This window comes from Pseudomonas sp. HN11 (genome assembly GCF_021390155.1).
Lineage (GTDB): Bacteria > Pseudomonadota > Gammaproteobacteria > Pseudomonadales > Pseudomonadaceae > Aquipseudomonas.
Genome location: NZ_CP089985.1, coordinates 5,704,334 through 5,727,765 on the forward strand (window position 1 = coordinate 5,704,334; position 23,432 = coordinate 5,727,765).

General features: G+C 60.6%; 20 protein-coding genes and 1 pseudogene. 14 read left to right on the forward strand and 7 right to left on the reverse strand.

Translation table 11 applies throughout. From position 1 onward, the window contains the following. Positions 1-80 precede the first annotated feature (80 nt). The 5 genes from LVW35_RS26205 (at position 81) to rarD (ending at position 5,699) form a co-directional block, all read left to right on the forward strand. Positions 81-818, forward strand: a complete 738-nt coding sequence (locus LVW35_RS26205) for a ComF family protein (RefSeq protein ID WP_233892635.1) — start codon at positions 81-83, stop codon at positions 816-818. 58 nt (positions 819-876) lie between these two features. Continuing rightward, positions 877-1,641 carry a TOBE domain-containing protein gene (locus tag LVW35_RS26210; RefSeq protein ID WP_233892636.1) on the forward strand — a complete coding sequence of 255 codons (765 nt, stop codon included), beginning with the start codon at positions 877-879 and terminating at the stop codon, positions 1,639-1,641. 78 nt (positions 1,642-1,719) lie between these two features. After that, positions 1,720-3,618 (forward strand): PhoX family protein, encoded by a 1,899-nt coding sequence (locus LVW35_RS26215; RefSeq protein WP_233892637.1) that lies wholly within the window; start codon positions 1,720-1,722, stop codon positions 3,616-3,618. Between the two features lie 161 nt (positions 3,619-3,779). Then, on the forward strand, positions 3,780-4,754 hold the full coding sequence (locus LVW35_RS26220) for a serine/threonine protein kinase (RefSeq protein WP_233892638.1): 975 nt from the start codon (positions 3,780-3,782) through the stop codon (positions 4,752-4,754). Between the two features lie 60 nt (positions 4,755-4,814). Further along, a complete protein-coding gene (gene rarD / locus LVW35_RS26225; RefSeq protein ID WP_233892639.1) occupies positions 4,815-5,699 on the forward strand; it encodes an EamA family transporter RarD in 885 nt (294 codons plus the stop codon). A 223-nt stretch (positions 5,700-5,922) separates the two neighbouring features. Here rarD and LVW35_RS26230 read toward each other — a convergent pair whose 3' ends face one another. Then, a complete protein-coding gene (locus LVW35_RS26230; RefSeq protein ID WP_233892640.1) occupies positions 5,923-6,435 on the reverse strand; it encodes a glycine cleavage system protein R in 513 nt (170 codons plus the stop codon). 267 nt (positions 6,436-6,702) lie between these two features. Between LVW35_RS26230 and LVW35_RS26235 the strand changes: the two genes are divergently transcribed. Further along, positions 6,703-8,880, forward strand: coding sequence for a malate synthase G (locus LVW35_RS26235; protein WP_233892641.1), 2,178 nt, complete (start codon positions 6,703-6,705; stop codon positions 8,878-8,880). Positions 8,881-8,948: 68 nt separating this feature from the next. Here the strand turns inward: LVW35_RS26235 and LVW35_RS26240 are convergent, their stop codons facing one another. Both LVW35_RS26240 and LVW35_RS26245 read right to left on the reverse strand, forming a co-directional pair. Next, positions 8,949-9,389 carry a hypothetical protein gene (locus LVW35_RS26240; RefSeq protein WP_233892642.1) on the reverse strand — a complete coding sequence of 147 codons (441 nt, stop codon included), beginning with the start codon at positions 9,387-9,389 and terminating at the stop codon, positions 8,949-8,951. A gap of 132 nt (positions 9,390-9,521) precedes the next feature. Next, positions 9,522-9,968 carry a response regulator gene (locus LVW35_RS26245; RefSeq protein ID WP_233892643.1) on the reverse strand — a complete coding sequence of 149 codons (447 nt, stop codon included), beginning with the start codon at positions 9,966-9,968 and terminating at the stop codon, positions 9,522-9,524. 245 nt (positions 9,969-10,213) lie between these two features. Between LVW35_RS26245 and LVW35_RS26250 the strand changes: the two genes are divergently transcribed. From LVW35_RS26250 to LVW35_RS26285, 8 genes and pseudogenes are all read left to right on the forward strand, one after another. Next, complete coding sequence (locus tag LVW35_RS26250) at positions 10,214-12,136, forward strand: putative nucleotidyltransferase substrate binding domain-containing protein (protein ID WP_233892645.1); 1,923 nt, start codon at positions 10,214-10,216, stop codon at positions 12,134-12,136. After that, the gene (locus LVW35_RS26255; protein ID WP_233892646.1) at positions 12,133-12,840 is read left to right on the forward strand and encodes a 3'-5' exonuclease; all 708 of its coding nucleotides are present in this window, start codon (positions 12,133-12,135) and stop codon (positions 12,838-12,840) included. Before LVW35_RS26250 ends, LVW35_RS26255 begins: the two co-directional genes overlap by 4 nt. 100 nt (positions 12,841-12,940) lie before the next feature. Further along, positions 12,941-13,459, forward strand: a complete 519-nt coding sequence (locus tag LVW35_RS26260; RefSeq protein WP_233892647.1) for an RNA polymerase sigma factor — start codon at positions 12,941-12,943, stop codon at positions 13,457-13,459. Beyond that, positions 13,456-14,424, forward strand: coding sequence for a FecR domain-containing protein (locus LVW35_RS26265; RefSeq protein ID WP_233892648.1), 969 nt, complete (start codon positions 13,456-13,458; stop codon positions 14,422-14,424). The genes LVW35_RS26260 and LVW35_RS26265 overlap by 4 nt, the downstream gene beginning before the upstream one ends. A 227-nt stretch (positions 14,425-14,651) precedes the next feature. Further along, a complete protein-coding gene (locus LVW35_RS26270; RefSeq protein WP_233892649.1) occupies positions 14,652-17,099 on the forward strand; it encodes a TonB-dependent siderophore receptor in 2,448 nt (815 codons plus the stop codon). A gap of 62 nt (positions 17,100-17,161) precedes the next feature. Further along, positions 17,162-18,265: a PepSY-associated TM helix domain-containing protein gene (locus LVW35_RS26275; RefSeq protein ID WP_233892650.1), complete on the forward strand. Its 1,104-nt coding sequence runs from the start codon at positions 17,162-17,164 to the stop codon at positions 18,263-18,265. Next, complete coding sequence (locus tag LVW35_RS26280; protein ID WP_233892651.1) at positions 18,262-18,438, forward strand: hypothetical protein; 177 nt, start codon at positions 18,262-18,264, stop codon at positions 18,436-18,438. Before LVW35_RS26275 ends, LVW35_RS26280 begins: the two co-directional genes overlap by 4 nt. 35 nt (positions 18,439-18,473) lie before the next feature. Then, a pseudogene (locus tag LVW35_RS26285) lies at positions 18,474-19,111 on the forward strand (glutathione S-transferase family protein). Between the two features lie 177 nt (positions 19,112-19,288). Here the strand turns inward: LVW35_RS26285 and creD are convergent. The 4 genes from creD to rloA2 are packed head-to-tail and all read right to left on the reverse strand — an operon-like array spanning position 19,289 to position 23,330. Beyond that, positions 19,289-20,662, reverse strand: coding sequence for a cell envelope integrity protein CreD (gene creD / locus LVW35_RS26290; protein ID WP_233892652.1), 1,374 nt, complete (start codon positions 20,660-20,662; stop codon positions 19,289-19,291). A gap of 51 nt (positions 20,663-20,713) precedes the next feature. Continuing rightward, positions 20,714-22,153, reverse strand: a complete 1,440-nt coding sequence (gene creC / locus LVW35_RS26295; RefSeq protein WP_233892653.1) for a two-component system sensor histidine kinase CreC — start codon at positions 22,151-22,153, stop codon at positions 20,714-20,716. Further along, positions 22,153-22,821: a two-component system response regulator CreB gene (gene creB, locus LVW35_RS26300; RefSeq protein WP_233892654.1), complete on the reverse strand. Its 669-nt coding sequence runs from the start codon at positions 22,819-22,821 to the stop codon at positions 22,153-22,155. The genes creC and creB overlap by 1 nt, the downstream gene beginning before the upstream one ends. Before the next feature lie 8 nt (positions 22,822-22,829). Beyond that, positions 22,830-23,330 (reverse strand): retropepsin-like aspartic peptidase RloA2, encoded by a 501-nt coding sequence (gene rloA2, locus LVW35_RS26305; RefSeq protein ID WP_233892655.1) that lies wholly within the window; start codon positions 23,328-23,330, stop codon positions 22,830-22,832. Between the last annotated feature and the right edge of the window lie 102 nt (positions 23,331-23,432).

The window sequence follows — 23,432 nt, forward strand, 5'->3', positions numbered from 1 at the left end:
TGATTATGCTTTGGCAAGCGCTGCGGGAGGGCAATACCCACAGGCACGACACGGATGCTCGGCATATTTAAGGAAGATTCATGCACTGTCAACCTGGCTACAAACACAAGGTTTACATCTGGTCAAAAACCGTACAAACATGTTTAGTCTGCGATGAGGCAACGGAATCAGCCGAATGTATCTGTAACGTCTGCGAAACTGAGTTGCCCTGGCTGATGGAACACTGCGACGTATGTGCCTTGCCCTTGCCGATGGAGGGTTTGATCTGCGGCCAATGCCAGAAACATCCGCCGGCCTTCAACCAGGTGATCGCACCCTGGACCTACAGTTTCCCCATCGACAGCCTGATCAGCCGCTTCAAGCACCAGGCACGCTGGCCCCTTGGGCAAATGCTCGCGCAGCTTTTGGCGCAACACCTGCAACACCGCTTCGACACCACCGGACTCACGCCCCCCGACTGCCTGCTGCCGGTGCCGTTGGCGCGCAAGCGCCTGCGTGAACGCGGCTATAACCAGGCCTTGATGCTGGCGCATTGGCTCAGCAGCAACTTGAGTATTCCCCACGATGAACACCTGTTGTTACGCCCCCATGAAACCGTCGCCCAACAAGCCCTCGATGCCAAGACCCGCAAACGCAACCTGCTCGGCGCCTTCGCCCTGGCACCCGACGCCCAGGTGCAAGGTCGTCACTTTGCATTGGTGGATGACGTACTCACCACCGGCGCCACCGCCCACAGCCTGGCGCGATTGTTGATGAATGCCGGGGCACGACAGGTCGATGTGTACTGCCTGGCGCGCACGCCCAAACCAGGCAGTTGACTTGACTCCAACCCACCTTGCCCGCAACGTTCGGCCCATCACATCGAAGCGCATCGCCATGTCTCTGCCAACGCCCCTCAGCCAACACATCATCCGCCGCCCCCAGCGCATTGCCTTGCTCGCGCATATCGCCGAACAGGGCTCCATTACCCGCGCGGCTAAAAGCGCGGGCTTGAGTTACAAGGCGGCATGGGATGCCATCGACGAGCTGAACAATCTGGCGCAAAAGCCCTTGGTGGAACGCAGTGTCGGCGGCAAAGGGGGAGGTGGCGCCAAGCTGACGACAGAAGGTGAGCGGGTGTTACGTCTTTATCAGCGCCTGCAAGTGTTGCAGGCCGAAGTGCTGGGCTCGGACGAAGCCGCCAGTGATTTCCACCTGCTCGGCCGTTTGATGCTGCGCACCAGCGCGCGTAATCAACTGCATGGTCAGGTCGTCGCCATCGAGCAACATGGCCGCAATGACCTGATCCGCCTGCAACTGGCGGGTGGGCTGACCCTGGCTGCGCAGATCACCCACGACAGTACGCAGCGGCTGGAATTGGAAACCGGCGTGGAGGTGGTCGCACTGATCAAAGCGGGCTGGCTGGAATTGCTCGCCCCCGAGGCCTTCGCAACAACTGGACACAATTGCATGAGCGGCATCATCGACGCCATTCTCGACGCCTCGGACGGGCCCAGCGAAGTGCGCGTTACCCTGCCCAACGGCCAGGTTTTATGCGCCCTGGCGCAGCCCGACACGCTCAAGGCGCTGCGCGTGACTGAAGGCAAAGCGATCCAGGTGCAAGTTGCACCGAGCAATGTGCTGCTTGGCACGCCGGTATAAGCGGCCCGCTATTTAAACTGCAACAATTTCGTCACGCCCGCTCCTTATGGTGTTTGCAAAAACCGCAGGGAGCCTGAGATGAGCCTATTAGAAGAAAACCAAGCCACCGACCTTGAACAGATGGTCGGCCTCACCCGCCGCCGCTTTATCGGCGCCGGTGCCCTGTGCGGTGCCGCGATGTTCCTGGGTGGCAACCTGCTGACCCGCAGCGCCCTGGCCGTCAACGCCGCCAGCGCCAGTCCGTTGCTGGGTTTCACCAGCATCGCCGCTGCCACCAGCGACGCCATTACGTTGCCGCCGGGCTATAGCGCTTCGGTGCTGATCAGCTGGGGCCAGCCGCTGAGCAAGAACGCGCCGGCCTTCGACCCGTCCGGCAACGGCACGGCCAAGGCTCAGGAACAGCAGTTCGGCGACAATAACGACGGCATGAGCCTGTTCGCCTTCCCCGGCGACGACAATCGCGCGCTGATGGCGATCAACAACGAATACACCAACTACCGCTACCTCTTCGCCCACGGCGGCGCGCCGCAATCGGCCGAAGACGTGCACAAGGCCCAGGCCAGCGAAGGCGTCTCGGTGATCGAAGTACGGCGCAAGGGCGACACCTGGCAGTTCGTGCAGGACTCGCGCTACAACCGCCGCATCCACGGCAACTCGCCGATCCGCCTCAGCGGCCCCGCCGCCGGCCACGCCTGGTTGAAAACCAGCGCCGACAAATCCGGCAAAAAGGCCCTGGGCACTTTCCAGAACTGCGCCAACGGTAAGACACCATGGGGCACTTATCTGACGTGTGAAGAGAACTTCACCGACTGCTTCGGCAGCAGCAACCCACAACAGACCTTCGACGCCGGGCAGAAACGTTATGGCGTGGTCGCCGCCAGCAAAGACATCAACTGGCACCAGCACGACCCGCGCTTCGATATAGCCAAGAACCCCAACGAACTCAACCGCCACGGCTGGGTCGTGGAAATCGACCCGTTCGATCCGCAATCCACCCCGGTCAAGCGCACTGCCCTGGGCCGCTTCAAGCACGAAAACGCCGCCCTGGCCGAAACCCGCGACGGCCGCGCCGTGGTGTACATGGGCGACGATGAGCGCGGCGAATTCATCTACAAGTTCGTCAGCCGCGACAAGATCAACCACAAGAACCCCAAGGCCAACAAAGACCTGCTCGATCACGGCACCCTGTATGTGGCGATCTTCGATGCGGGCGACGGCAACGCCGACCATCCCAAGGGCAAAGGCCAATGGGTCGAGTTGACCCACGGCAAAAACGGCATCGACGCCAGCACCGGCTTCGCCAGCCAGGCCGAAGTGCTGATCCACGCGCGCCTCGCCGCCAGCGTGGTGAAAGCCACGCGCATGGACCGCCCGGAATGGATTGTGGTCAGCCCCACCGATGGCCAGGTCTATTGCACCCTCACCAACAACGCCAAGCGCGGTGAAGACGGCCAGCCGGTGGGCGGCCCCAACCCGCGCGAGAAAAACGTCTACGGTCAGATCCTGCGCTGGAAGGCAGATGCCGATAACCACGGCAGTATGGAATTCACTTGGGACCTGTTTGTGGTGGCCGGCAACCCCGGCGTCCATGCGGGCACACCGAAGAGCGGCTCGTCGAATATCAACCCGCAGAACATGTTCAACAGCCCCGATGGCCTGGGGTTCGACAAGGCCGGGCGCTTGTGGATCCTTACCGACGGCGACTACAGCAATGCCGGCGACTTCGCGGGGATGGGCAACAACCAGATGCTGTGTGCCGACCCGTCCACCGGGGAAATCCGCCGCTTCATGGTCGGTCCGGTGGCCTGTGAAGTGACAGGCATCAGTTTCTCGCCGGATCAGAAGACGCTGTTCGTGGGGATCCAGCACCCGGGCGAAAGCGGCGGTTCGACCTGGCCGGAGCATCTGCCGAATGGCAAGCCGCGGTCGTCGGTGATGGCGATTCGTAGGGATGATGGTGGGATAGTCGGCGCCTGATAAGCCCGCTCCCACACTTGACCGAGTGCCAGCATGAGAATGCGGTCGAATGTGGGAGCGGGCTTGCTCGCGAAGGCGTCCCCACAGTCACCACCTATCTATGCTTGTGTGCGTTACCATACCCGGCCGGACGCGGCGCCCTGCTGCGCGCAGGAGTTCGCATGGCCCACCCGTTTGAAACACTTACGCCCGATCTGGTGCTCGACGCTGTCGAAAGCATCGGTTTTCTCAGCGATGCTCGCGTTCTGGCACTCAACAGCTACGAAAACCGCGTTTATCAAGTAGGCATCGAAGACTCGGAACCGCTGATCGCCAAGTTCTATCGGCCACAGCGTTGGACCAACGAGGCGATCCTCGAAGAACACCGCTTCACCTTCGAGCTGGCCGAATGCGAAGTACCGGTGGTCGCGCCACTTATCCACAACGGCGAAAGCCTGTTCGAACACGCCGGTTTCCGCTTCACTCTGTTTCCCCGCCGTGGCGGCCGTGCGCCGGAGCCGGGCAATCTCGATCAACTGTATCGCCTCGGGCAATTGCTCGGCCGTTTGCATGCGGTGGGTTCCACCCGCCCGTTCGAGCACCGCGAAGCCCTGGGCGTGAAGAACTTCGGTCACGACTCCCTCACCACCTTGCTGGAAGGCAACTTCATCCCCAAGAGCCTGCTGCCCGCCTACGAGTCCGTGGCCCGCGATCTGCTCAAGCGTGTGGAGGAGGTGTACAAAGCCACGCCGCACAAGAACATCCGCATGCACGGCGATTGCCACCCCGGCAACATGATGTGTCGCGACGAGATGTTCCACATCGTCGACCTGGACGACTGCCGCATGGGCCCCGCGGTGCAGGACCTGTGGATGATGCTCGCCGGAGATCGTCAGGAATGTCTGGGCCAGTTGTCGGAATTGATGGACGGCTACCAGGAATTTCATGACTTCGACCCACGTGAACTGGCGATGATCGAACCCCTGCGCGCCTTGCGCCTGATGCACTACAGCGCCTGGCTGGCACGGCGCTGGGACGACCCGGCTTTCCCCCACAGCTTCCCGTGGTTTGGCAGTGAGCGTTATTGGGGCGATCAGGTGTTGGCGCTGCGCGAGCAATTGGCAGCCCTGAATGAAGAGCCATTGAAGCTGTTTTGACCGGGACACGGATTTCCCTACAATCGCCACTTTGTTAGTTGCCTAAGCAAGGATTCTGCAATGCAAGCCGCCAACCCTCGCAAGGGGTACATCCTGGGCCTGAGTGCCTATGTCATCTGGGGTCTGTTCCCGCTCTATTTCAAAGCCATCGCCAGCGTACCTGCCGCCGAAATCATTGTGCACCGCGTGTTGTGGTCGGCGCTGTTCGGCGGTTTGCTGCTGATGGTGTGGAAGCACCCTGGCTGGTTCCGCGAGCTGCGCGACAACCCCAAGCGCCTTGCGATTCTGGCCCTCAGCGGGTCTTTGATTGCGGCTAACTGGCTGACCTATGTGTGGTCGGTAAACACCGGGCGCATGCTGGAAGCAAGCCTGGGCTACTACATCAACCCATTGGTAAACGTGCTGCTGGGCATGCTGATCCTGGGTGAGCGTCTGCGCCGCTTGCAGTGGGCCGCAGTCGGATTGGCTGCGATGGGGGTGGCACAACAGGTGTGGCAGGTGGGCAGCTTGCCTTGGGTGTCGCTGGTGTTGGCATTGACCTTTGGCTTCTACGGGCTGATTCGCAAACAGGCGCCGGTCAAGGCGCTGCCGGGACTGGTGGTGGAAACCTGGATGCTGGTGCCGATTGCAATTGCCTGGCTGCTGTTCAACCCAACCGCCCATAGCGCGCAAATGGCGTTCTGGAGTACGTCCGAAGCCTGGTGGCTGGTGGCGGCTGGCCCGGTGACGCTGATCCCGCTGGTGTGTTTCAACGCCGCCGCACGGCATTTGCCCTACACTGCATTGGGCTTTTTGCAGTACGTTGCACCGACTCTGGTATTGCTCGAAGCCGTGCTGTTGTTCGGCGAACACCTGGCGCCGAGCACCCTGACCGCCTTCGCCTTCATCTGGGCGGGCCTGGTGGTGTACAGCGTGGATATCTGGCTCAGCGCGCGCAAACGCTGATCAAATAACGTACAAACCTCTGCAAGCCACAGCGGGCGGGGCTTGCAGGCATCCACCCCAAGGTTATCCACAACCTGATCCCCGCCATTTGTGCACAAGCTTTTGAAATTGCTCGTTTTTTGCTCAGATGCCAGAGAAGCCCGGCCGGTGTGGCATGGCGCCGGGTCTCTACAGGTTATCCACAGGCCCATGCAAGATTTCCATGCATAACCCTGTGGGCAGATCATTCCTCGTGGTGCAGTTCCACCATCAAGTCATCGGCCAGGGTTTCCAGGGACAACTGCAAGGTATCCAGGGATAACGCTGTCGGCACCTGCAACGACGCCTCGGCGGTAAACAACGGATCGCCGCTCATGGGCGCCGGGCGCACATCGGTGCTCAGGCTCTCCAGGTTCACGCCCTGCTTGCTCAGCAGCGCCGTGATCTCGCGCACAATGCCCGCACGGTCATTGCCCACCAGCGTCATCATGATCGATTTGGAAGCCGAGGCCTGCCCGCTGCTGCCCTCGCCCACCAGCACACGAATGCCATGGGTGGATAAATCCTCCAGCGCCCCGACCAACGCCTGACGGTTCTCTGTAGGCACGCCGACCCGCAGGATCCCGGCAAACTGCCCGGCCATGTGCGCCATGCGGCTTTCCAGCCAGTTGCCACCGTGGGCGGCGATGTTCTGCGCGATGCGTTCAACAAGGCCGGGTTTGTCGGCAGCGATAATTGTGAGTACAAGATGGTCCATGGCAACGCCCTCAGGAATTCAATCTACAAGGTGGACCGGAAGGCCCTCGATAACAAATCGTGTACCATTTTTATATTTATCTGGAACAATCCAATAGTTTTTTGAGAACATCCGGTTCTCCGCTGTGACCGTACGACCAAAGTGGGTCGCTAAACGACGTATTTAGTCTAATTTTCACAACCGCAAGTCATCATGTAGTATGCCCAACCGTGCACTACATAATGAACATCTGAAAAAGCGCATAAGCTCCGCAGAGTGAGGCAAGCAATGACTGAACACGTTCAAGTCGGTGGCCTGCAGGTCGCCAAAGTCCTGTTCGACTTCGTGAACAACGAAGCCATTCCCGGCACCGGCATTACTGCCGACCAGTTCTGGGCCGGTGCCGACAAGGTCATCCACGACCTGGCACCGAAGAACAAAGCCCTACTCGCCAAACGCGACGATTTCCAAGCGCGGATCGATACCTGGCACCAGACCCACGCAGGCCAGGCGCACGACCCGGTGGCTTACAAAGCCTTCCTGCAAGATATTGGATACCTGCTGCCAGAAGCCGCGGATTTCCAGGCCACGACCCAAAACGTCGATGACGAGATCGCTCGCATGGCCGGCCCGCAGCTGGTGGTGCCGGTGATGAATGCCCGTTTCGCCCTCAACGCCTCGAATGCGCGCTGGGGCTCGCTGTACGACGCGCTGTATGGCACCGATGCCATCAGCGAAGCCGACGGTGCCGAAAAGGGCCAGGGCTACAACAAGGTGCGCGGCGACAAGGTCATCGCCTTCGCCCGCGCCTTTCTCGATGAGGCCGCACCGCTCAGCGCCGGCAGCCACGCCGATTCGACCGGCTACAAGATCGTCGACGGCACGCTGATCGTCAGCCTCAAGGGCGGCAGCAACAGCGGCCTGCGCGATGACGCACAGTTGATCGGTTTCCAGGGCCCTGCGGCGGAGCCGATTGCGATCCTGCTGAAACACAATGGCCTGCACTTCGAAATCCAGATCGACGCCAGCACCCCGGTCGGCCAGACCGACGCCGCCGGCGTCAAAGATGTGCTGATGGAAGCCGCGCTGACCACCATCATGGACTGCGAAGACTCCGTCGCCGCCGTCGATGCCGACGACAAAGTGGTGATCTACCGCAACTGGCTCGGCCTAATGAAGGGCGACCTGGCCGAAGAAGTGGCCAAGGGCGGCAAGACCTTCACTCGCACCATGAACCCCGACCGCGTTTATACCGGTGTGGATGGCCAGGACGTCACGCTGCACGGTCGTTCGCTGTTGTTCGTGCGCAATGTGGGTCATCTGATGACCATTGACGCGATCCTCGACAAAGACGGCAACGAAGTACCGGAAGGCATTCTCGATGGGCTGATCACCAGCCTCGCGGCTATCCACAGCCTCAACGGCAACAACAGCCGCAAGAACAGCCGCAGCGGTTCCGTGTACATCGTTAAACCAAAGATGCACGGCCCGGAAGAAGCCGCGTTCACCAACGAGCTTTTCGGCCGCATCGAAGACGTGCTGAACCTGCCGCGTAACACGCTGAAAGTCGGGATCATGGACGAGGAGCGCCGCACCACGGTCAACCTCAAGGCCTGCATCAAGGCGGCCAGCGAGCGCGTGGTGTTTATCAATACCGGCTTCCTCGACCGTACCGGCGACGAGATCCACACCTCGATGGAAGCCGGCGCAATGGTGCGCAAGGCCGCGATGAAGGCGGAAAAATGGATCGGCGCCTACGAAAACTGGAACGTCGATATCGGTTTGAGTACCGGCCTGCAAGGTCGCGCGCAAATCGGTAAAGGCATGTGGGCCATGCCCGACCTGATGGCGGCGATGCTTGAACAGAAAATCGCCCACCCATTGGCAGGCGCCAACACTGCCTGGGTGCCGTCGCCGACCGCGGCTGCGCTGCACGCGTTGCACTACCACAAGGTCGATGTATTCGCCCGCCAGGCCGAGTTGACTAAGCGCGAGCGTGCGTCGGTGGACGACATCCTGACGATTCCTCTGGCCAGCAACACCGATTGGTCTGACGAAGAAATCCGCAACGAGCTGGACAACAACGCCCAGGGCATCCTTGGCTATGTAGTGCGCTGGATCGACCAGGGTGTCGGCTGCTCGAAAGTGCCGGACATCAACGACGTGGGCCTGATGGAAGACCGCGCCACCCTGCGCATCTCCAGCCAGCACATCGCCAACTGGCTGCGCCACGGCATCGTCACTGAAGCCCAAGTGATGGAAAGCCTCAAGCGCATGGCGCCGGTGGTGGACCGTCAGAATGCCGGGGATACGTTGTATCGCCCGCTGGCACCGGATTTCGACAGCAACATCGCGTTCCAGGCAGCGGTGGAGTTGGTGATTGAAGGGACGAAGCAGCCGAATGGCTATACCGAGCCGGTGTTGCACCGTCGGCGTCGGGAGTTCAAGGCCAGGAATGGTCTGTAATTAATCGCGTATATGAAAAAGCCCTGGTCGAGTGACCAGGGCTTTTTCATTTATAGATGTCACGCGGACTATTCATCGTTAGAAGAGACTGAAAGTTCTCCGTCGATAACGACTATTTGGCCAGCATGCTCAAACGTAACGCCCTCCACCACCACATCATGTTTGAAGTACTGACCGCTGCGCTCTACCTTCACAGTAAACTTGCCCGCTTTGATATGGCCAGCACCATATTGAACACCGTCGATATCGTTTAGATAAGCATATAGATCCGGAAACTCCCGGACGTGTGTCCCGGGCGGTAAGTCGTGTCCGTAATCAAAACTTCCGGCTAAGTAGTCACCATTTTCGTATGTCTTAGAATACCCGATCCACGAGAAGTACCCATATGTCCCCGCCTCGATGGCATCAATTACCCCGTTCCGCGCAATAGTGAGCGCGGCCGAACCATGAGTGGTGGATTTAGCGTCCTGCAATTGCTTTTCATCGATGGGCGTGTGCTTTGTGTTCATGGCAAAGCTCCTGTTCACGAAGTTTTGAAGTACTGAACACCGGTCAGTGCTCTCAAAATCAGTAAACAAGAGTCTTCAATCGACCTCTACTGTGAAAGTTGACAGTTCTGAAACAAGATCGACCAACGGTCCCTACTGCCCCATCCCCAATTCCCGCTTCACCAACTTCGCCAACTTCACGCTATCAATCGGTTTAAGTAGAAAGTCCACCACACTCAAATGCATCGCATCAATCACATCCGGCGCTTCGGCGTCCCCGGACATGATGATGATCGGCAGCGCCGCCCGAGTAGACTCACGCACTTGTCGGATCAGTTCCAGGCCATTGCTGGGCGCCATGCGCAGGTCGGTGATCAGCAAACCGATGGAGCTGCTCGACTTCAACAAATCCCACGCCGCCTCACCACTGTCGGCGGTCATGCAGCGAATACCGTCCAGCCCCAGGATTTCCGCCAGCAGTTCGCGTGCGTCCTTGTCGTCGTCAACGATCAGCACGCGTTGTGGCGGTAAATCAGGTTCCAGCATCACAGCGCTCAGCGCCTCGCGCTCGGCATCACTCAAAATATCGTGGTCGGACATACGGTTCTCAGCAGTTCTCATCAATCTCCCAGCACACTCGTCAGACATCTGCGGAAGGGCGATCAATGTGCACTTCGTCGGAAAGTTTGCCTAGTGGGCGTTCTACGGGTTTTGCACGATAGTCGTGTAAGGTTTTTCCCTAGGTGTGCGCCCTTTGTATCGACCTAGACTTACGTCCAATGGGCACCCGCTGTGCAGGAGTCGACCATGAGGGACGATAACGACAAAAAAATGCGGTCATTGTTATGAGTAAAGCTGATGCCTTCGCCCAGGCGGGGAAAACTGCTGTGTTGCAAAATATCCACGGCACCCTGCAGTTCCTGCAACGCTTCCCGCCATTCAATCAGATGGAAAACGCTCACCTGGCGTTTTTGGTGGAACAGTGCCAGTTACGCTTCTATGGCCCCGGCGACAGCATTCTCAAACCGTCGGGCGGGCCGGTGGAACACTTTTATATCGTCAAGCAGGGACGCGTCGTGGGCGAGCGGCCTGACAGTGCCGAGACCACCTTTGAAATCACTACGGGCGAATGCTTCCCCCTCGCTGCGCTGCTGGGCGAACGGGCGACCCGCACCGAACACAAGGCCGCCGAAGATACCTTCTGCCTGCAACTGAACAAGCCGGCGTTCATCAAGCTGTTCGCGCTGTCCGGCCCGTTTCGCGATTTTGCCCTGCGTGGCGTCAGTAGCCTGTTGGATCAGGTGAACCAGCAGGTACAACAAAAAGCCGTGGAAACCCTCGGCACTCAATATTCCCTGAACACGCGTCTCGGCGAATTGGCCATGCGCCATCCGGTGACTTGCAGCCCAGCCACGCCGCTGCGCGAAGCCGTCACACTGATGCATGAACAACAGGTGGGCAGCATCGTAATCGTCGATGAGCACAAAGCGCCCCTGGGGATTTTCACCCTGCGCGACCTACGCCAAGTGGTGGCCGATGGCACCAGCGATTTCAGCCAGGGCATCGAAGGGCATATGACCCAGGCGCCCTTTTTCCTGACCCCCGACCACAGCGCCTTCGACGCGGCTATCGCGATGACCGAACGGCATATTGCCCATGTGTGCCTGGTCAAGGACCAGCGCCTGTGCGGCGTGGTGTCCGAGCGCGACCTGTTTTCCCTGCAACGGGTGGACCTGGTGCACCTGGCGCGCACCATCCGCAATGCACCGCGCGTGGACAATCTAGTGGCGATTCGCGGCGAAATTGGCCAGTTGGTCGAACGGATGCTGGCCCATGGCGCCTCGTCCACCCAGATCACCCACATCATTACGCTGCTCAACGATCACACCGTGTGCCGGGTCATCGAGCTGACCCTGGCCGAAAAAGGCGACCCCGGCGTGTCGTTCAGTTGGTTGTGTTTTGGCAGCGAAGGCCGCCGCGAGCAGACGCTGTACACCGACCAGGACAACGGCATTCTGTTTGACGCCAAGGACGCGGCCGAAGCCGCAGAGATCCGAGGCCGGTTATTGCCGCTGGCGCAGCAGATCAATCAGAGTCTTGCCCTGTGCGGGTTCAGCCTGTGCAAAGGCAACATCATGGCCGGCAACCCGGAGCTGTGCTTGTCGCGGGCGGAATGGGCACGGCGGTTTGCGGCGTTTATCCGCGAGGCGACGCCGGAGAATCTGCTGGGTTCCAGCATCTATTTCGATCTGCGTGTGGTGTGGGGCGATGAACGTGGCTGCGAGCAATTGCGCCAAGGCATCCTGGATCAGGTCGCGGACAACCGACTGTTCCAACGCATGCTGGCCGAAAACGCGTTGCGCCAGCGGCCACCGGTGGGACGTTTTCGAGAGTTTGTACTGACGCGCAAAGGCAGCGAAAAAGCCACGCTGGATCTCAAGGTGCAAGGCCTGACACCGTTTGTGGATGGCGCACGCCTGCTGGCCCTGGCTAATGGCATCCACGCCAACAATACCCTGGAGCGGTTGCGCCAACTGGTGGTCAAGGAGGTCATTGAGCCCCTGGACGGCGCTGCGTATGAAGAGGCCTACCACTTTATCCAGCAGACCCGCATGCAACAGCACCAACTGCAAACCCGCGAGAACCAGCCGTACTCCAACCGTGTCGACCCCGAGCGCCTCAACCATCTGGACCGGCGCATCCTGCGTGAATCCCTGCGCCAGGCCCAACGCCTGCAAAGCAGCCTGACATTGCGGTATCAGCTGTGAGCTTGTTCAATTGGCTGCGTAAGAAAAAGCCGGGGCTCGACAGCGCGCAGCAACAGCGCCTGGCGCAACTGCGCGCACCCACGCCACTGGGCAACGACCCCCTGCGCAACCAGCGTTGGGTGGTGCTGGACCTGGAAACCAGCGGCCTCAACCTCAATCGTGACCAGGTGCTGTCCATCGGCGCGGTGGTGATCGAGGATGGGGCGGTTGATTTCTCACAACTGTTCGAACGCACACTGCAACGGGCTGAAACCAAACTCAGCCCCAGCGTGTTGATCCACGGACTCGGGCCCAGTGCGATTGCCGCCGGCAGCGATCCGGTGGAAGCGCTACTGGACTTCATGACGTTTGTCGGCGACAGCCCATTGCTGGCCTTTCATGCACCGTTCGACCAACACATGTTGTGCCGGGCGCTTAGAGACAGCCTGGGTTATCGCCTAACGCATCCGTTTCTCGATGTTGCCGACATCGCCCCGCTGCTGTGCCCCGAGGCACATATCCGCGAAGCCGGGCTAGACGACTGGATCAACTATTTCCATTTGCACGTAGGTGAACGCCATCACGCCAGCGCCGATGCCCTGGCCACGGCGGAGCTGATGCTGATCCTGTTCAACCGCGCGCGCCAGCAGCACATCGACACACCGCAGGCGTTGCAGGAGCGTTTGAGCCAATGGAAACGGCGTAAACACGCGCCATCGTTTTAATGTCATCTCCCGACAGACGCTAATTGCACACACCTTACGGCTCTGACACAATCGCGAATAATTCTCGTTATTTTAAACATCCTGTTTACTTGGTGATGCCTTGTCGTCGATCCAGAACCCACACAGTGAGCTTGTTGGCGCGTTGTATCGCGACCATCGTGGCTGGCTGCTGGCCTGGCTCCGACGCAACGTCGCCTGTCCAAGCCGCGCCGAAGACCTGAGCCAGGACACCTTCATGCGCCTGCTGGGCCGTGACGAGTTGCGCGCCCCCCGAGAACCCCGTGCATTTCTGATCGCGATCGCCAAAGGCCTGCTGTTCGATTACTTCCGTCGCGCAGCTCTGGAACAGGCCTACCTCACCGAACTGATGCTGATCCCGGAAAGCGAACATCCGTCGCCGGAAGAACAGCAACTGATCATCGAAGACCTCAAGGCCATCGACCGCCTGCTCGGCAAGCTGTCGAGCAAGGCCCGCGCCGCTTTCCTTTATAACCGCCTCGACGGCATGGGCCACGCAGATATCGCCCAGCGCCTCGGCGTGTCGGTGCCCCGCGTGCGCCAGTACCTGGCCCAGGGCATTCGCCAGTGCTACGTCGCGCTGTATGGCGAGCCGCAGTGACGGTGAACCGTTCCAAACCGGTGTCGACCCGGGTGCTGGACGCGGCGATCGCCTGGCAGCTGTCCCTCGATTCGGGTGACGGCAGCGCGATCGAGCGTGAAGAGTTCGATAAATGGCTGGCCAGCGATGAAGAGCACGCCCGCGCCTGGCGTCAGTTGGGCATGCTCGACCAGCGTTTCAGCGTGGCCTCGGGCCCGGCGCGGGCAGCATTGCTGCAATCGCGTGAAGGCATTCGCCAGCGTGTGCGCAAGCTGGGCAGTGGACTGGCGAGTATCGCCGTGGTCATTGGCCTGGCGCTGTTTGCCGGTGAACGCTATGTGCCGTTCCACTATTGGCTGGCCGACCAACGCACCGCCACCGGCGAGCAGCGCACGCTGAAACTGGCGGACGGTACGCTGATCAACCTCAACACCCACAGCGCCCTCGACGTGCGTTTTGATGAAAAACGCCGGCTGATCGTGTTGCAGGAAGGCGAGATTCTGGTCGAGACCGGCCACAACGATGCGCGCCCATTCTATGTGCAAACCCGCGACGGCAGCCTGCGGGCGCTGGGCACGCGGTTTATCGTCAAGCGCGAAGACGACGCCACGCGCTTGAGCGTGCTGCAATCGGCGGTGGCCGCCCAACCAGAGGCGCTGCATCAGGAGCAAATCTTCAAGGAAGGCCAGCAAGTGCTGATGCGCAGCGACGGCCTCGGCCCGCTGCTTGCCGTAACCCCGACCACCGACGCCTGGACGCGCGGCATGCTGGTGGTGGACAACGCCCGCCTGGGCGATGTGATCAAGGAATTGAGCCGCTATCGCACCGGTTACCTGAGCGTGGATAAAAACGTGGCCGATCTGCGCGTCACCGGTAGCTTCCCGCTGCATGACACTACCTTGGCGCTCAACGCGCTGCTGCCGACCCTGCCGGTGCAGATCGAGCAGCACACGCCGTGGTGGGTGACGGTTAAGAGCAGGCCTTAGATTGGCGGTGCCTTGGCTATCGCTTTCGCAGGCAAGCCAGCTCCCACCCTTGACCGCGTTTTACCTGAAAAAACACGGTCGAATGTGGGAGCCGGGCTTGCCCGCGAAGAGGCCCGCAAGAACACCTTAACGCCCCAGGGAAAAATATTTTCATCCTGCCCTATCACTTTTCGATTCTCGTTCGGCACCTAGGCAATTGCGAAATATTTCCATTCAGGAGCCGCCCTATGTCCCGCATGCTAGACACCTTGTTGCGCCCCAGCCTGTTAGCCATGGCCATTGCCCTCAGCGCCCCGCTGGCCTGCACCTCGCTGATCGCCGCCGAACAGGCCTCCAGCGTGCGCGCCTCCAGCGTGCGCGCCTACAATCTGCCGGCGGCACCATTGGCCACTACCCTTAACCAGATCGCCAGCCAGGGCGGCCTGGCGCTGGCCCTCACCCCAGCGCTCGCCGCGGGCAAGACCTCGGCGCCGGTCCAGGGCCAGTTCGACGCGCCAGGTGCGCTGCGTGAGGCGTTGCGTGGCACGGGGCTGCAGCTGGAGCAAAGCACGGCGGGGACTTACACCCTGGTGGCGATTCCGCAGGGCGTGATGGCGCTGCCAGTCACCAACATCACCGGCCAGGACGCCGACGTGGAAAGTGCCTGGGGCCCGGTGCAAGGCTACCTCGCCAGCCGCACCGCCGCCGGCACCAAGACCGACACCGCACTGGTCGAGGCGCCGCGTTCGATCTCTGTCGCCACCCGCGAGCAGATGCAGGATCGCAACGTGCAGAACCTGGATGACGCCGTGAAATACATGCCGGGCATCGTGTCCGCCAGCTACGGCAGCGACACCCGCTACGACTGGATGCGTGTACGCGGTTTCGAGCCCACCCAGTTCCTCGACGGCCTGCCGCTGCCACGCGGCGTGTACGCCAACCCGAAGGCCGAGACCTGGAACCTCGACCGCCTCGCCCTGCTGCGCGGTCCGGCCTCGTCGGTGTACGGCCAGACCCCGCCGGGTGGCCTGTTGGATATGGTCAGCCGCCGTCCCAGCGAGGAATCGAGCAACGCTATCCAAGTGCAATACGGCAGCGACAACTACCGCCAGATCAACTTCGCCAGCACCGGCAAAATCGACGATGAAGGCCAGTTCCTCTACGGCCTCAGCGGCGTGGTGCGCGATGCCGGCACCCAGGTCGACCACATCGACAACAAGCGCTACAACATTGCGCCGAGCCTGACGTGGAACATCGATCCGGATACCAAGCTGACCTTTCTGTCGCAGTTCACGCGTGACGATACGGGTACTACCAGCCAGTTCATGCCGATCCAAGGCACCAAGATTAAATCGCCGCTGGGCGACATTTCCCACCACAAGAACCTGGGCGACCCGGACTACGAGTTCTACGATCGCACCTACTACGCGCTGGGCTATGCATTCGAACACCGTTTCAACGACACCTGGCAGTTCAAGCAGAACCTGCGCTACACCAAGTCAGAGCTGGACTTCCGACAGTTGACGGTTGGCTCTTATGCATTCTCCCCGGCGAATGCGGCGGGCGATATAACCCGCTCGACCACCAACGTCAACGAGAGCATTGGCCAGTTCGCGGTGGATAACAATTTCCAGGCTGACTTCGCCACGGGCGACGTTATCCACACCCTGCTGCTGGGTCTGGATCACCAACGTACTGACACGTCCTACCGTGCGATTTACGGTACAGCGTCAAATATCAACATCTTCAACCCGGTCAACACCACGCCGACGCTACGACCAACCGGCGTCCGCCCTTTCTATGACTACAACCAGAAAACCGTGCAAACCGGCCTCTACGTACAGGACCAGATGGCCTTGGACAAATGGCGCCTGACCCTGGGCGGACGTGAAGATTGGGTGCATCAGGGCACCACCTACTTCAACGACAGCGACGCGACCAACACCGACCGCATCAAGCACTTCAGTGGCAACGCGGCGCTGAGCTATGTGTTCGATTCGGGCTTCGTACCATACTTGTCCTACGCCGAATCCTTCCAGCCGGCGAGCAACGCCGATACCACTGCCACCAAGACGTTCAAACCGACGGAAGGCCAGCAATGGGAGATGGGGGTCAAGTATCAGCCGCCCGGCTCCAATACCTTGCTGAGCGCAGCGGTGTACGACCTGACCCAGAAGAACGTGCAAGTAACGACGCTCGGCGCAGGTGGTGAGCAAATCAACAGCCAGACCGGCGAAGTGAAGGTCAAGGGCCTGGAGCTGGAAGCCGTGTCTGACGTGACCGAGAACCTCAAGGTCATCGCCGCTTACACCTTGGCCAAATCCGAGGTGCAAAAAGGCATCTACAAAGGCAACCGCCTGACGCTGATGCCCAACCAGCAAGCCTCGTTGTGGACCGACTACACCTGGCACACCGGCCCGCTCGATGGCTTCGGTATAGGCTTCGGCGCTCGCTACACCGGCAATACCTACGGAGACCAGGCCAACACCTGGCTGGGCAAAGCCAACGCCTATACCGTGTTCGACGGCTCGGTGCATTATGACCTGGGCCGCCTGGACAACAGCCTCAAAGGTGCTTCGGTCAAGTTGAACGCCACCAACCTGTTTAACAAGGACTACCTGTCTACCTGTGATGGCAACTACTGCTACTTCGGCGACCAACGCAGCGTCGTCGCCAGCGCCACCTACCAGTGGTAATCGGCTGAGTTAACCGCCAGGCCGCCCCAGAGGGCGGCTTTGGTGTGTCTGAAGGTTAAAAAATGAAAAGCAAAACCATCCGCCGCTGGTCCTTCATCCACACCTGGACCAGTCTGATCTGCACGGTATTCCTGCTGCTGCTCGCCCTCACCGGCCTGCCGCTGGTGTTCCACCATGAGATCGATCACTTGTTGGGCAACGAGCCCGAACTGGGGCAAATGCCCGCCGACACGCCGCAACTGAACCTTGAGCAACTGGTGGCCAAGGCTCAGGCCCATCGCCCCGGCGAAGCTCTGCAGTACCTAGCCTGGGACGAGGACAACAAGAACGGCGTGATCGCGATCATGGCCGCTACCGCCGGCACCGAACCCAACTCATCCCACACTTTCATGCTCGATGCGCGCACGGGTGAAGCGGTGGAGACTCCGGCGGCCAACGGTGGGTTCACCCTGTTCCTGCTGCGCCTGCATGTGGACATGTTCGCCGGCCTGCCGGGCAAGTTGTTGCTGGCGTTCATGGGCATTCTGTTTGTGATGGCGATCATCTCGGGCACGGTGCTGTACCTGCCGTTCATGCGCCGATTGAACTTCGCCACGGTGCGCCAGGACAAATCCACCCGCCTGCGCTGGCTCGATCTGCATAACCTCATCGGCGTGGTCACCCTGACCTGGGCACTGGTGGTGGGCGTGACCGGCGTGATCAGCGCCTGCGCCGACCTGATCATCGCCGCCTGGCGCCAGGACAGCCTCAGCGCCATGATCGAACCCTACCAAAACGCCCCGCCGCTGACCCAGCGCGCACCGGCCACCGACTTGCTGACCATCGCCGCTAAAGCCGCCCCCGGCATGGAGCCGGATTTCATCGCCTTTCCCGGCACGCGCTTTTCCAGCGAGCACCATTACGCCGTATTCATGAAGGGCAGCACCCACCTGACCTCGCATCTGCTCACACCCGTGCTGATCGACGCCAGCACCCTGGCCGTCACCGCCATCGCCGAACGGCCGTGGTACATGGACGCCATGGGCATGTCCCAGCCGCTGCACTTCGGTGACTACGGCGGCATGCCGATGAAGATTCTGTGGGCAGCACTGGATGTGCTGACCATCATCGTGCTGGTCAGTGGGATTTACTTGTGGATGGTGCGGCGCAAGGCGGCCAAGGCATGAGGCCGCGTCAGTCGAACTTCTGGAAGGTGTTTGGTATCCCGCTGGGGATTGGCCTGCTCAGCGCCGCCGGGTTGTTTGCCGCGTTGCTTGGGGACGGACTGTGGGATTCGCTGAGTTGGGTGGGATTAGGCATACCGGCCGTAATTGGCACTTGGGCCTTGCTCAAGCGGTGAGATAGATTAGCCCGGCCCTTTCTTGAGGAATGCCCATGTCCGCTCCCAGCATGATCTTGTTCCACAACCCCGCTTCACCCTTCGTTCGTAAGGTGCGCGTACTGCTGGCTGAAACCGGCCAGCAGGACCGCGTAGCGCTGCATGGCTGCATGGCTGCATGCCGACCCCGGTCAATCCGGATGCTCAGGTGGTGCAAGGCAACCCCGTCGGCAAGATCCCGGCCCTGCGCTTGGCCGATGGCACGGTATTGCATGACAGCCGAGTGATCCTCGATTACTTCGACCACCAGCATGTCGGCACCCCGCTGATCCCCCGCGACGGCTCGGCTCGCTGGCGCCGCCTGACCCTGGCATCAATGGCCGACGGCATCATGGATGCCGCCGTGTTGGTGCGCTACGAAACCGCCCTGCGCCCAGCCGAAAAGCATTGGGATCAGTGGCTCGATGGGCAGCGCAACAAGATCCGCCGCAGCCTCTCTGAACTGGAAGCGGACGCCATCGCCGAGCTGACCAGTCACTTCGACATTGCCGCGATCAGCGTAGCCTGCGCCTTGGGTTACCTCGACTTCCGTCATCCGGATATGCAATGGCGCCTGGATAACCCGCAGCTTGCGGCCTGGTACGCTGAAGTCAGCCAAAGGCCTTCAATGCAGGAAACACAACCACCGGTCTAACACCCACCGCGATCCCCTGTGGTAGCGGGCTTGCCCGCGAATGCGGTCTATCAGTAACGGATTCATCAACTGACCCACCGCCTTCGCGAGCAAGCTCGCTCCCACAGGCGATAGCGGTGGCATTGTTGAGGAAGTTGACCAACCTCGCCTTCATTTGCTGATCCTCCCGCAACCCGATCATTGCACGGCCTCCAGGTCAAACTGCAGTGGCTCAACCGCCTTACGCTTGCCCACGCCATACCAATCCAACTTACGCGTCAGCACCATCACCGTGCCCAATAGGCCGAACAGCAACAACGAGCCCATCAACAACGCGTAATCCTCGGCACTCAACAGCCCGTACAACAAGCCATACAGCGCCGCCAACCCCGCCGAAAAGCCCAGGCCGTGAGCCACACTGCGCAGCACATGGCACACGTAAAACCCAATCAACAACACGCAGGCACTGGCGGAGATGAGGTAGGCCATGGCGAAGCCTATGTGTTCTGACAACGACAACAACAGCAGGTAGAAGAACGCCAGCGCAAAGCCCACCAGCGCGTACTGCACCGGATGCACTGCCAAGTTCTTGAGTACTTCGAACAGGAAGAAGCCGGCAAAGGTCAGGGCGATGAACAGCAGGGCGTATTTGATCGCACGGTCGCTCTTGAGGTACTGGTCCACCGGGTCGATGAAGTTCACGCCGAAGCTGCGGTTGTTGAAATTGTCACACACCTGGTCCCACACGCAGCCGCGCATGATTTCTTCCAGGTTGGTGGAGAAAAACGTGGTCTGCCAATCGGCGCTGAAACCCTTGTCGGTCACATTTCGTTGGGATGGCAGGAAGTTACCGACGAAGCTCGGGTGCGGCCAATTAGAGGCAAGTGACACTTGACTTGTCTTGCCCACGGGCACTACCTGCAGTTGCTCAGTGCCTTGCAGACGCAGGTCGAAGGCGAAATCCAACGTGGCTGGCTTTTTGCTGTCCAGTTCCGGCAGCGCTACATGCACGCCCTCCCCCAGCCAACCGACTTGAGTGCCCGGCGAGAACTCTAGGCGCTGGCTACCCAGTTCAAGTTTCAGCACATTTTCGATGCCGCGAATATCGCTGATGCCCACCGCCAGAAACGCCGATTCAAAACGGTAATCGGCAAAGTTGTCCTTTAGGCCCAATTGTTCCGGTAGCACAAACCGCCCGCTGATGCGGTTGTCAGCGTGGAACAGCCGCGCCTGGTAAATGCCCCGGGCACGCAGTTCGGTCTGCACCTGACCGTCGAGCGCAAAATGCTCCGGCAGAAAATACAGACGACCGCGCACTTCACTGATCTCCTCGTAGCGCTCGTTAAGCTTCTCATTGAGCTTCCACTCGCGCACGGTCTTGCGATACGGCACCACCATCACCGGACCAGTGAGGCGCTGGCTGTGACTGGAGCTGCGGGCGATGTCTTCCAGTACGTTGTCACGAGTGAACTGACGGTCGGCGATGATGCCATTGATCATCAGCAACGGAATCAGCAACAGCAAAATCAGCAGCGCAATCGCGCCAAGTTTGAAAAGCAGGCTGCGGTTCATGGGTCTCTCCCTGTTTTGATGGGGAGAGTCTGGGCAGCCTGTGTGGGGGATTTATGTGGGCAATGTGGAGACTGTGTGGAGATGCAGCACCACCCGTACGCCGCCGTCGACATTGCCGATCTGCAACGCGCCGCCGTGCAGCTTCATCACCTCCTCGACAAAGTTGAGGCCCAGGCCAGTGCTTTTGCGCCCGCTGGCCGGGCGCGGCAGCGAGTAGAAACGTTCGCTCAGGCGCGGCAGGGCATAGTCGGGAATCGGCGCGGCCTGGTTGAACACGCTCACTTGCACATCGTTGTGTCGCGTCTGGGCACTGAACCTCAACAGGCCGCCGGACGGTGTGAAATCCAGGGCGTTATCCAACAAGTTGCCCAGGGCCTGACGCAACAGGAAGGGTTCGCCGTACACCCTCACATCTGCCGCAATGGTCTGTTCGACCTGCAACCCGGCGCCTTCGATCCGCGCGCATTGCGCCTTGAGCACCTCATCGACCATAGCCGCCAGCGGGATACTCGCCTGCTCTTCCAGGCCTTGGCGTTGCTCGACTTGCGCCAGGTTCAACAGGCGCTCGATCAGCTGCTGCAAGCGCGCGCTTTCACTGTCGATGTTGCCGACGAAGCGCTGCTGTTGCTCGCGAGTCATGTCCCCCTGCAACAACTCCGCCGCGCCGCGAATCGCAGCCAGGGGGCTTTTCAATTCGTGGGTCAGCGTATGCACGTAGTGCTCGACGTAGGCCTTGCCTTCCAACTGCGTGCGCATGTGCTCCACGGCGGTGGACAGTTGCTTGAGTTCACCGCCACGGTAGTGGGGCAACTCGGCCCGCCGCCCCTCGCTGACAGCTTCGGCGTAGACGGTCAAACGGCGCAGTGCAACGCTCAGCCACCACGACAGCAGCGCGCCCAACAGCAGGCCCAGAATCACCAGGCCAGCGCCGTACCACAGCAGGCGACGCTCGGTGCGGTCGATGTAAGGCTGCAATGAACTGTTGGGCTTGGCCACGGTGACCACGCCGATGATCTGGCCGTTGTCACGGATCGGCGCGCCCACATGCATCACCGACGACGTCGGGTCATCCAGCTCGCTGCGAGTGGAACGCGCGCCGTACTCGCCGCGCAGGGTCAGGTACACGTCGTTCCACTTGGAATAGTCCTGCCCCACCGCTTCGCCCGTGGAGTCGAGCAGCACGGTGCCCTTGGCGTCGGTGACGTAGATCCGGTGGTTGACCTGGTTCTTCGGCAAGCCCCAGATCGTCGCACCCGGCTGGCGATTGCCATACGCCTTGAGCAACTCTGGCCAGTGGCTTTGGCCGAGGGTGCCGTTCTTCACGTCGTCGCGCAGGATTTCGGCCAGCAGGTTGGCGGTGTCCACCAAGGTTTCCTCGGTGGACTGGCGCACGCCGGGGCGGATTTCCTTCATTACGGTGCTGAGCACAAAGTAGCCGGTCAGGCCGATAAACAGCGCATACACCAGGAAAATCCGCAGCCCCAGGCGCATCAGCTGTTGCTCGGGCTGTAGCTGTAACCGAGGCCGCGATGGGTCTGGATCGGCTCGGCGTCAAAGGCCACGCTGCGCAATTTGCTACGCAGGCTTTTGATATGGCTGTCGATATTGCGCTCGTAGCCGGCATCCGCCGCCACGCCGACGGCATCCAGCAATTGCTCGCGGCTGAACACACGCTCGGGTTGTTCCAGCAAGCTTTGCAGCAGCCGGAATTCATGGCGCGTGAGGCTCAACGGCTGGCCGCGATAAGCAATCTGCATGCGCTCCAGATCAACCTGGAACACCGCCGGCGCCGCGCCAGGGCCAATGCGTTTAAGGATCGCCCTGACCCGCGCCGTCACTTCCCGTGGGCTGAACGGCTTGACCACATAATCGTCGGCACCGATCTCCAGGCCCACCACGCGGTCAATCTCGCCATCGCGCGCACTGAGGAACATCACCGGCACTTCGCTGAACCGGCGCAGTTGCTTGCAGGTTTCAAAGCCCGTGATATCGGGCAGGCCGATGTCGAGGATGATCAGATCGGCCGGCGTCTGGCGCTGATGCTCCAGCGCCGCCTGCCCGAGTGTCAGCCAGGTGGTGGTGAAGCCATCGCCCTGCAGGGCGAAGATCAGCGTGTCGGCAATCGCCGCTTCGTCTTCGACAATCAGGATATGCGCCATGGTGTCCGTCAGCAGTCCGGTTTGTCGGCAGTGTAACGACGGGCCGGGTTTACCGCAGCGCCGAATTCGCGCAGAGCCTTGGCGCCGATCAGCAACGGGTAGTTGAAGCTGCTGCGGTCAGTGAGGTTGACCTCGACAGTGCGCTTGACGTTGCCCAGGCACATTTCAAGGTCGACCACCGGACGTTTTGCCACGGAGGGTTCGTCCTTGTCGTCGTCTTCGTCGGCGCGGCTCTTGATCTTGCTGATGCGCGAGACTTTGTGTTCGTAGACTTTGTTGGACGCATCCTTGCCGCCGAGGCGGAAGCGCACCCAGTCGTCGCCATCACGGGTGAAGGTTTCGATGTCACGCGCCGACAGCGAAGCCGTCAGTGCGCCGGTGTCCATCTTGGCCTTGAAGGTTTCGCCGATCTCCGGCAACTGGATGTATTCGTAGCGACCGTACAGGGTCGGTTCGGCGGCCATGACAGGCAAGGCGACCAGGGCGAGCGAGGCAAATAGCAGTTTCACGACGTGATTTCCTCGGAAAGAAGTAGGCGGATTCTAGACCGCAACGGCAGCACTTAGTTAGCTCACCCCAGCATAACCGGCACATTGTGAAACATTCGTCCG

Bases quoted from the DNA above. Each gene is read 5' to 3' on its own strand.
- creD (WP_233892652.1), bottom strand. From the start codon at position 20,662: ATGAACCGCAGCCTGCTTTTCAAACTTGGCGCGATTGCGCTGCTGATT.
- rarD (WP_233892639.1), top strand. From the start codon at position 4,815: ATGCAAGCCGCCAACCCTCGCAAGGGGTACATCCTGGGCCTGAGTGCC.
- creC (WP_233892653.1), bottom strand. From the start codon at position 22,153: ATGCGCCTGGGGCTGCGGATTTTCCTGGTGTATGCGCTGTTTATCGGC.
- LVW35_RS26240 (WP_233892642.1), bottom strand. From the start codon at position 9,389: ATGAACACAAAGCACACGCCCATCGATGAAAAGCAATTGCAGGACGCT.
- LVW35_RS26210 (WP_233892636.1), top strand. From the start codon at position 877: ATGTCTCTGCCAACGCCCCTCAGCCAACACATCATCCGCCGCCCCCAG.
- LVW35_RS26230 (WP_233892640.1), bottom strand. From the start codon at position 6,435: ATGGACCATCTTGTACTCACAATTATCGCTGCCGACAAACCCGGCCTT.
- LVW35_RS26245 (WP_233892643.1), bottom strand. From the start codon at position 9,968: ATGTCCGACCACGATATTTTGAGTGATGCCGAGCGCGAGGCGCTGAGC.
- LVW35_RS26205 (WP_233892635.1), top strand. From the start codon at position 81: ATGCACTGTCAACCTGGCTACAAACACAAGGTTTACATCTGGTCAAAA.
- LVW35_RS26215 (WP_233892637.1), top strand. From the start codon at position 1,720: ATGAGCCTATTAGAAGAAAACCAAGCCACCGACCTTGAACAGATGGTC.
- LVW35_RS26235 (WP_233892641.1), top strand. From the start codon at position 6,703: ATGACTGAACACGTTCAAGTCGGTGGCCTGCAGGTCGCCAAAGTCCTG.
- LVW35_RS26275 (WP_233892650.1), top strand. From the start codon at position 17,162: ATGAAAAGCAAAACCATCCGCCGCTGGTCCTTCATCCACACCTGGACC.
- LVW35_RS26270 (WP_233892649.1), top strand. From the start codon at position 14,652: ATGTCCCGCATGCTAGACACCTTGTTGCGCCCCAGCCTGTTAGCCATG.
- creB (WP_233892654.1), bottom strand. From the start codon at position 22,821: ATGGCGCATATCCTGATTGTCGAAGACGAAGCGGCGATTGCCGACACG.
- LVW35_RS26220 (WP_233892638.1), top strand. From the start codon at position 3,780: ATGGCCCACCCGTTTGAAACACTTACGCCCGATCTGGTGCTCGACGCT.
- LVW35_RS26250 (WP_233892645.1), top strand. From the start codon at position 10,214: ATGAGTAAAGCTGATGCCTTCGCCCAGGCGGGGAAAACTGCTGTGTTG.
- LVW35_RS26280 (WP_233892651.1), top strand. From the start codon at position 18,262: ATGAGGCCGCGTCAGTCGAACTTCTGGAAGGTGTTTGGTATCCCGCTG.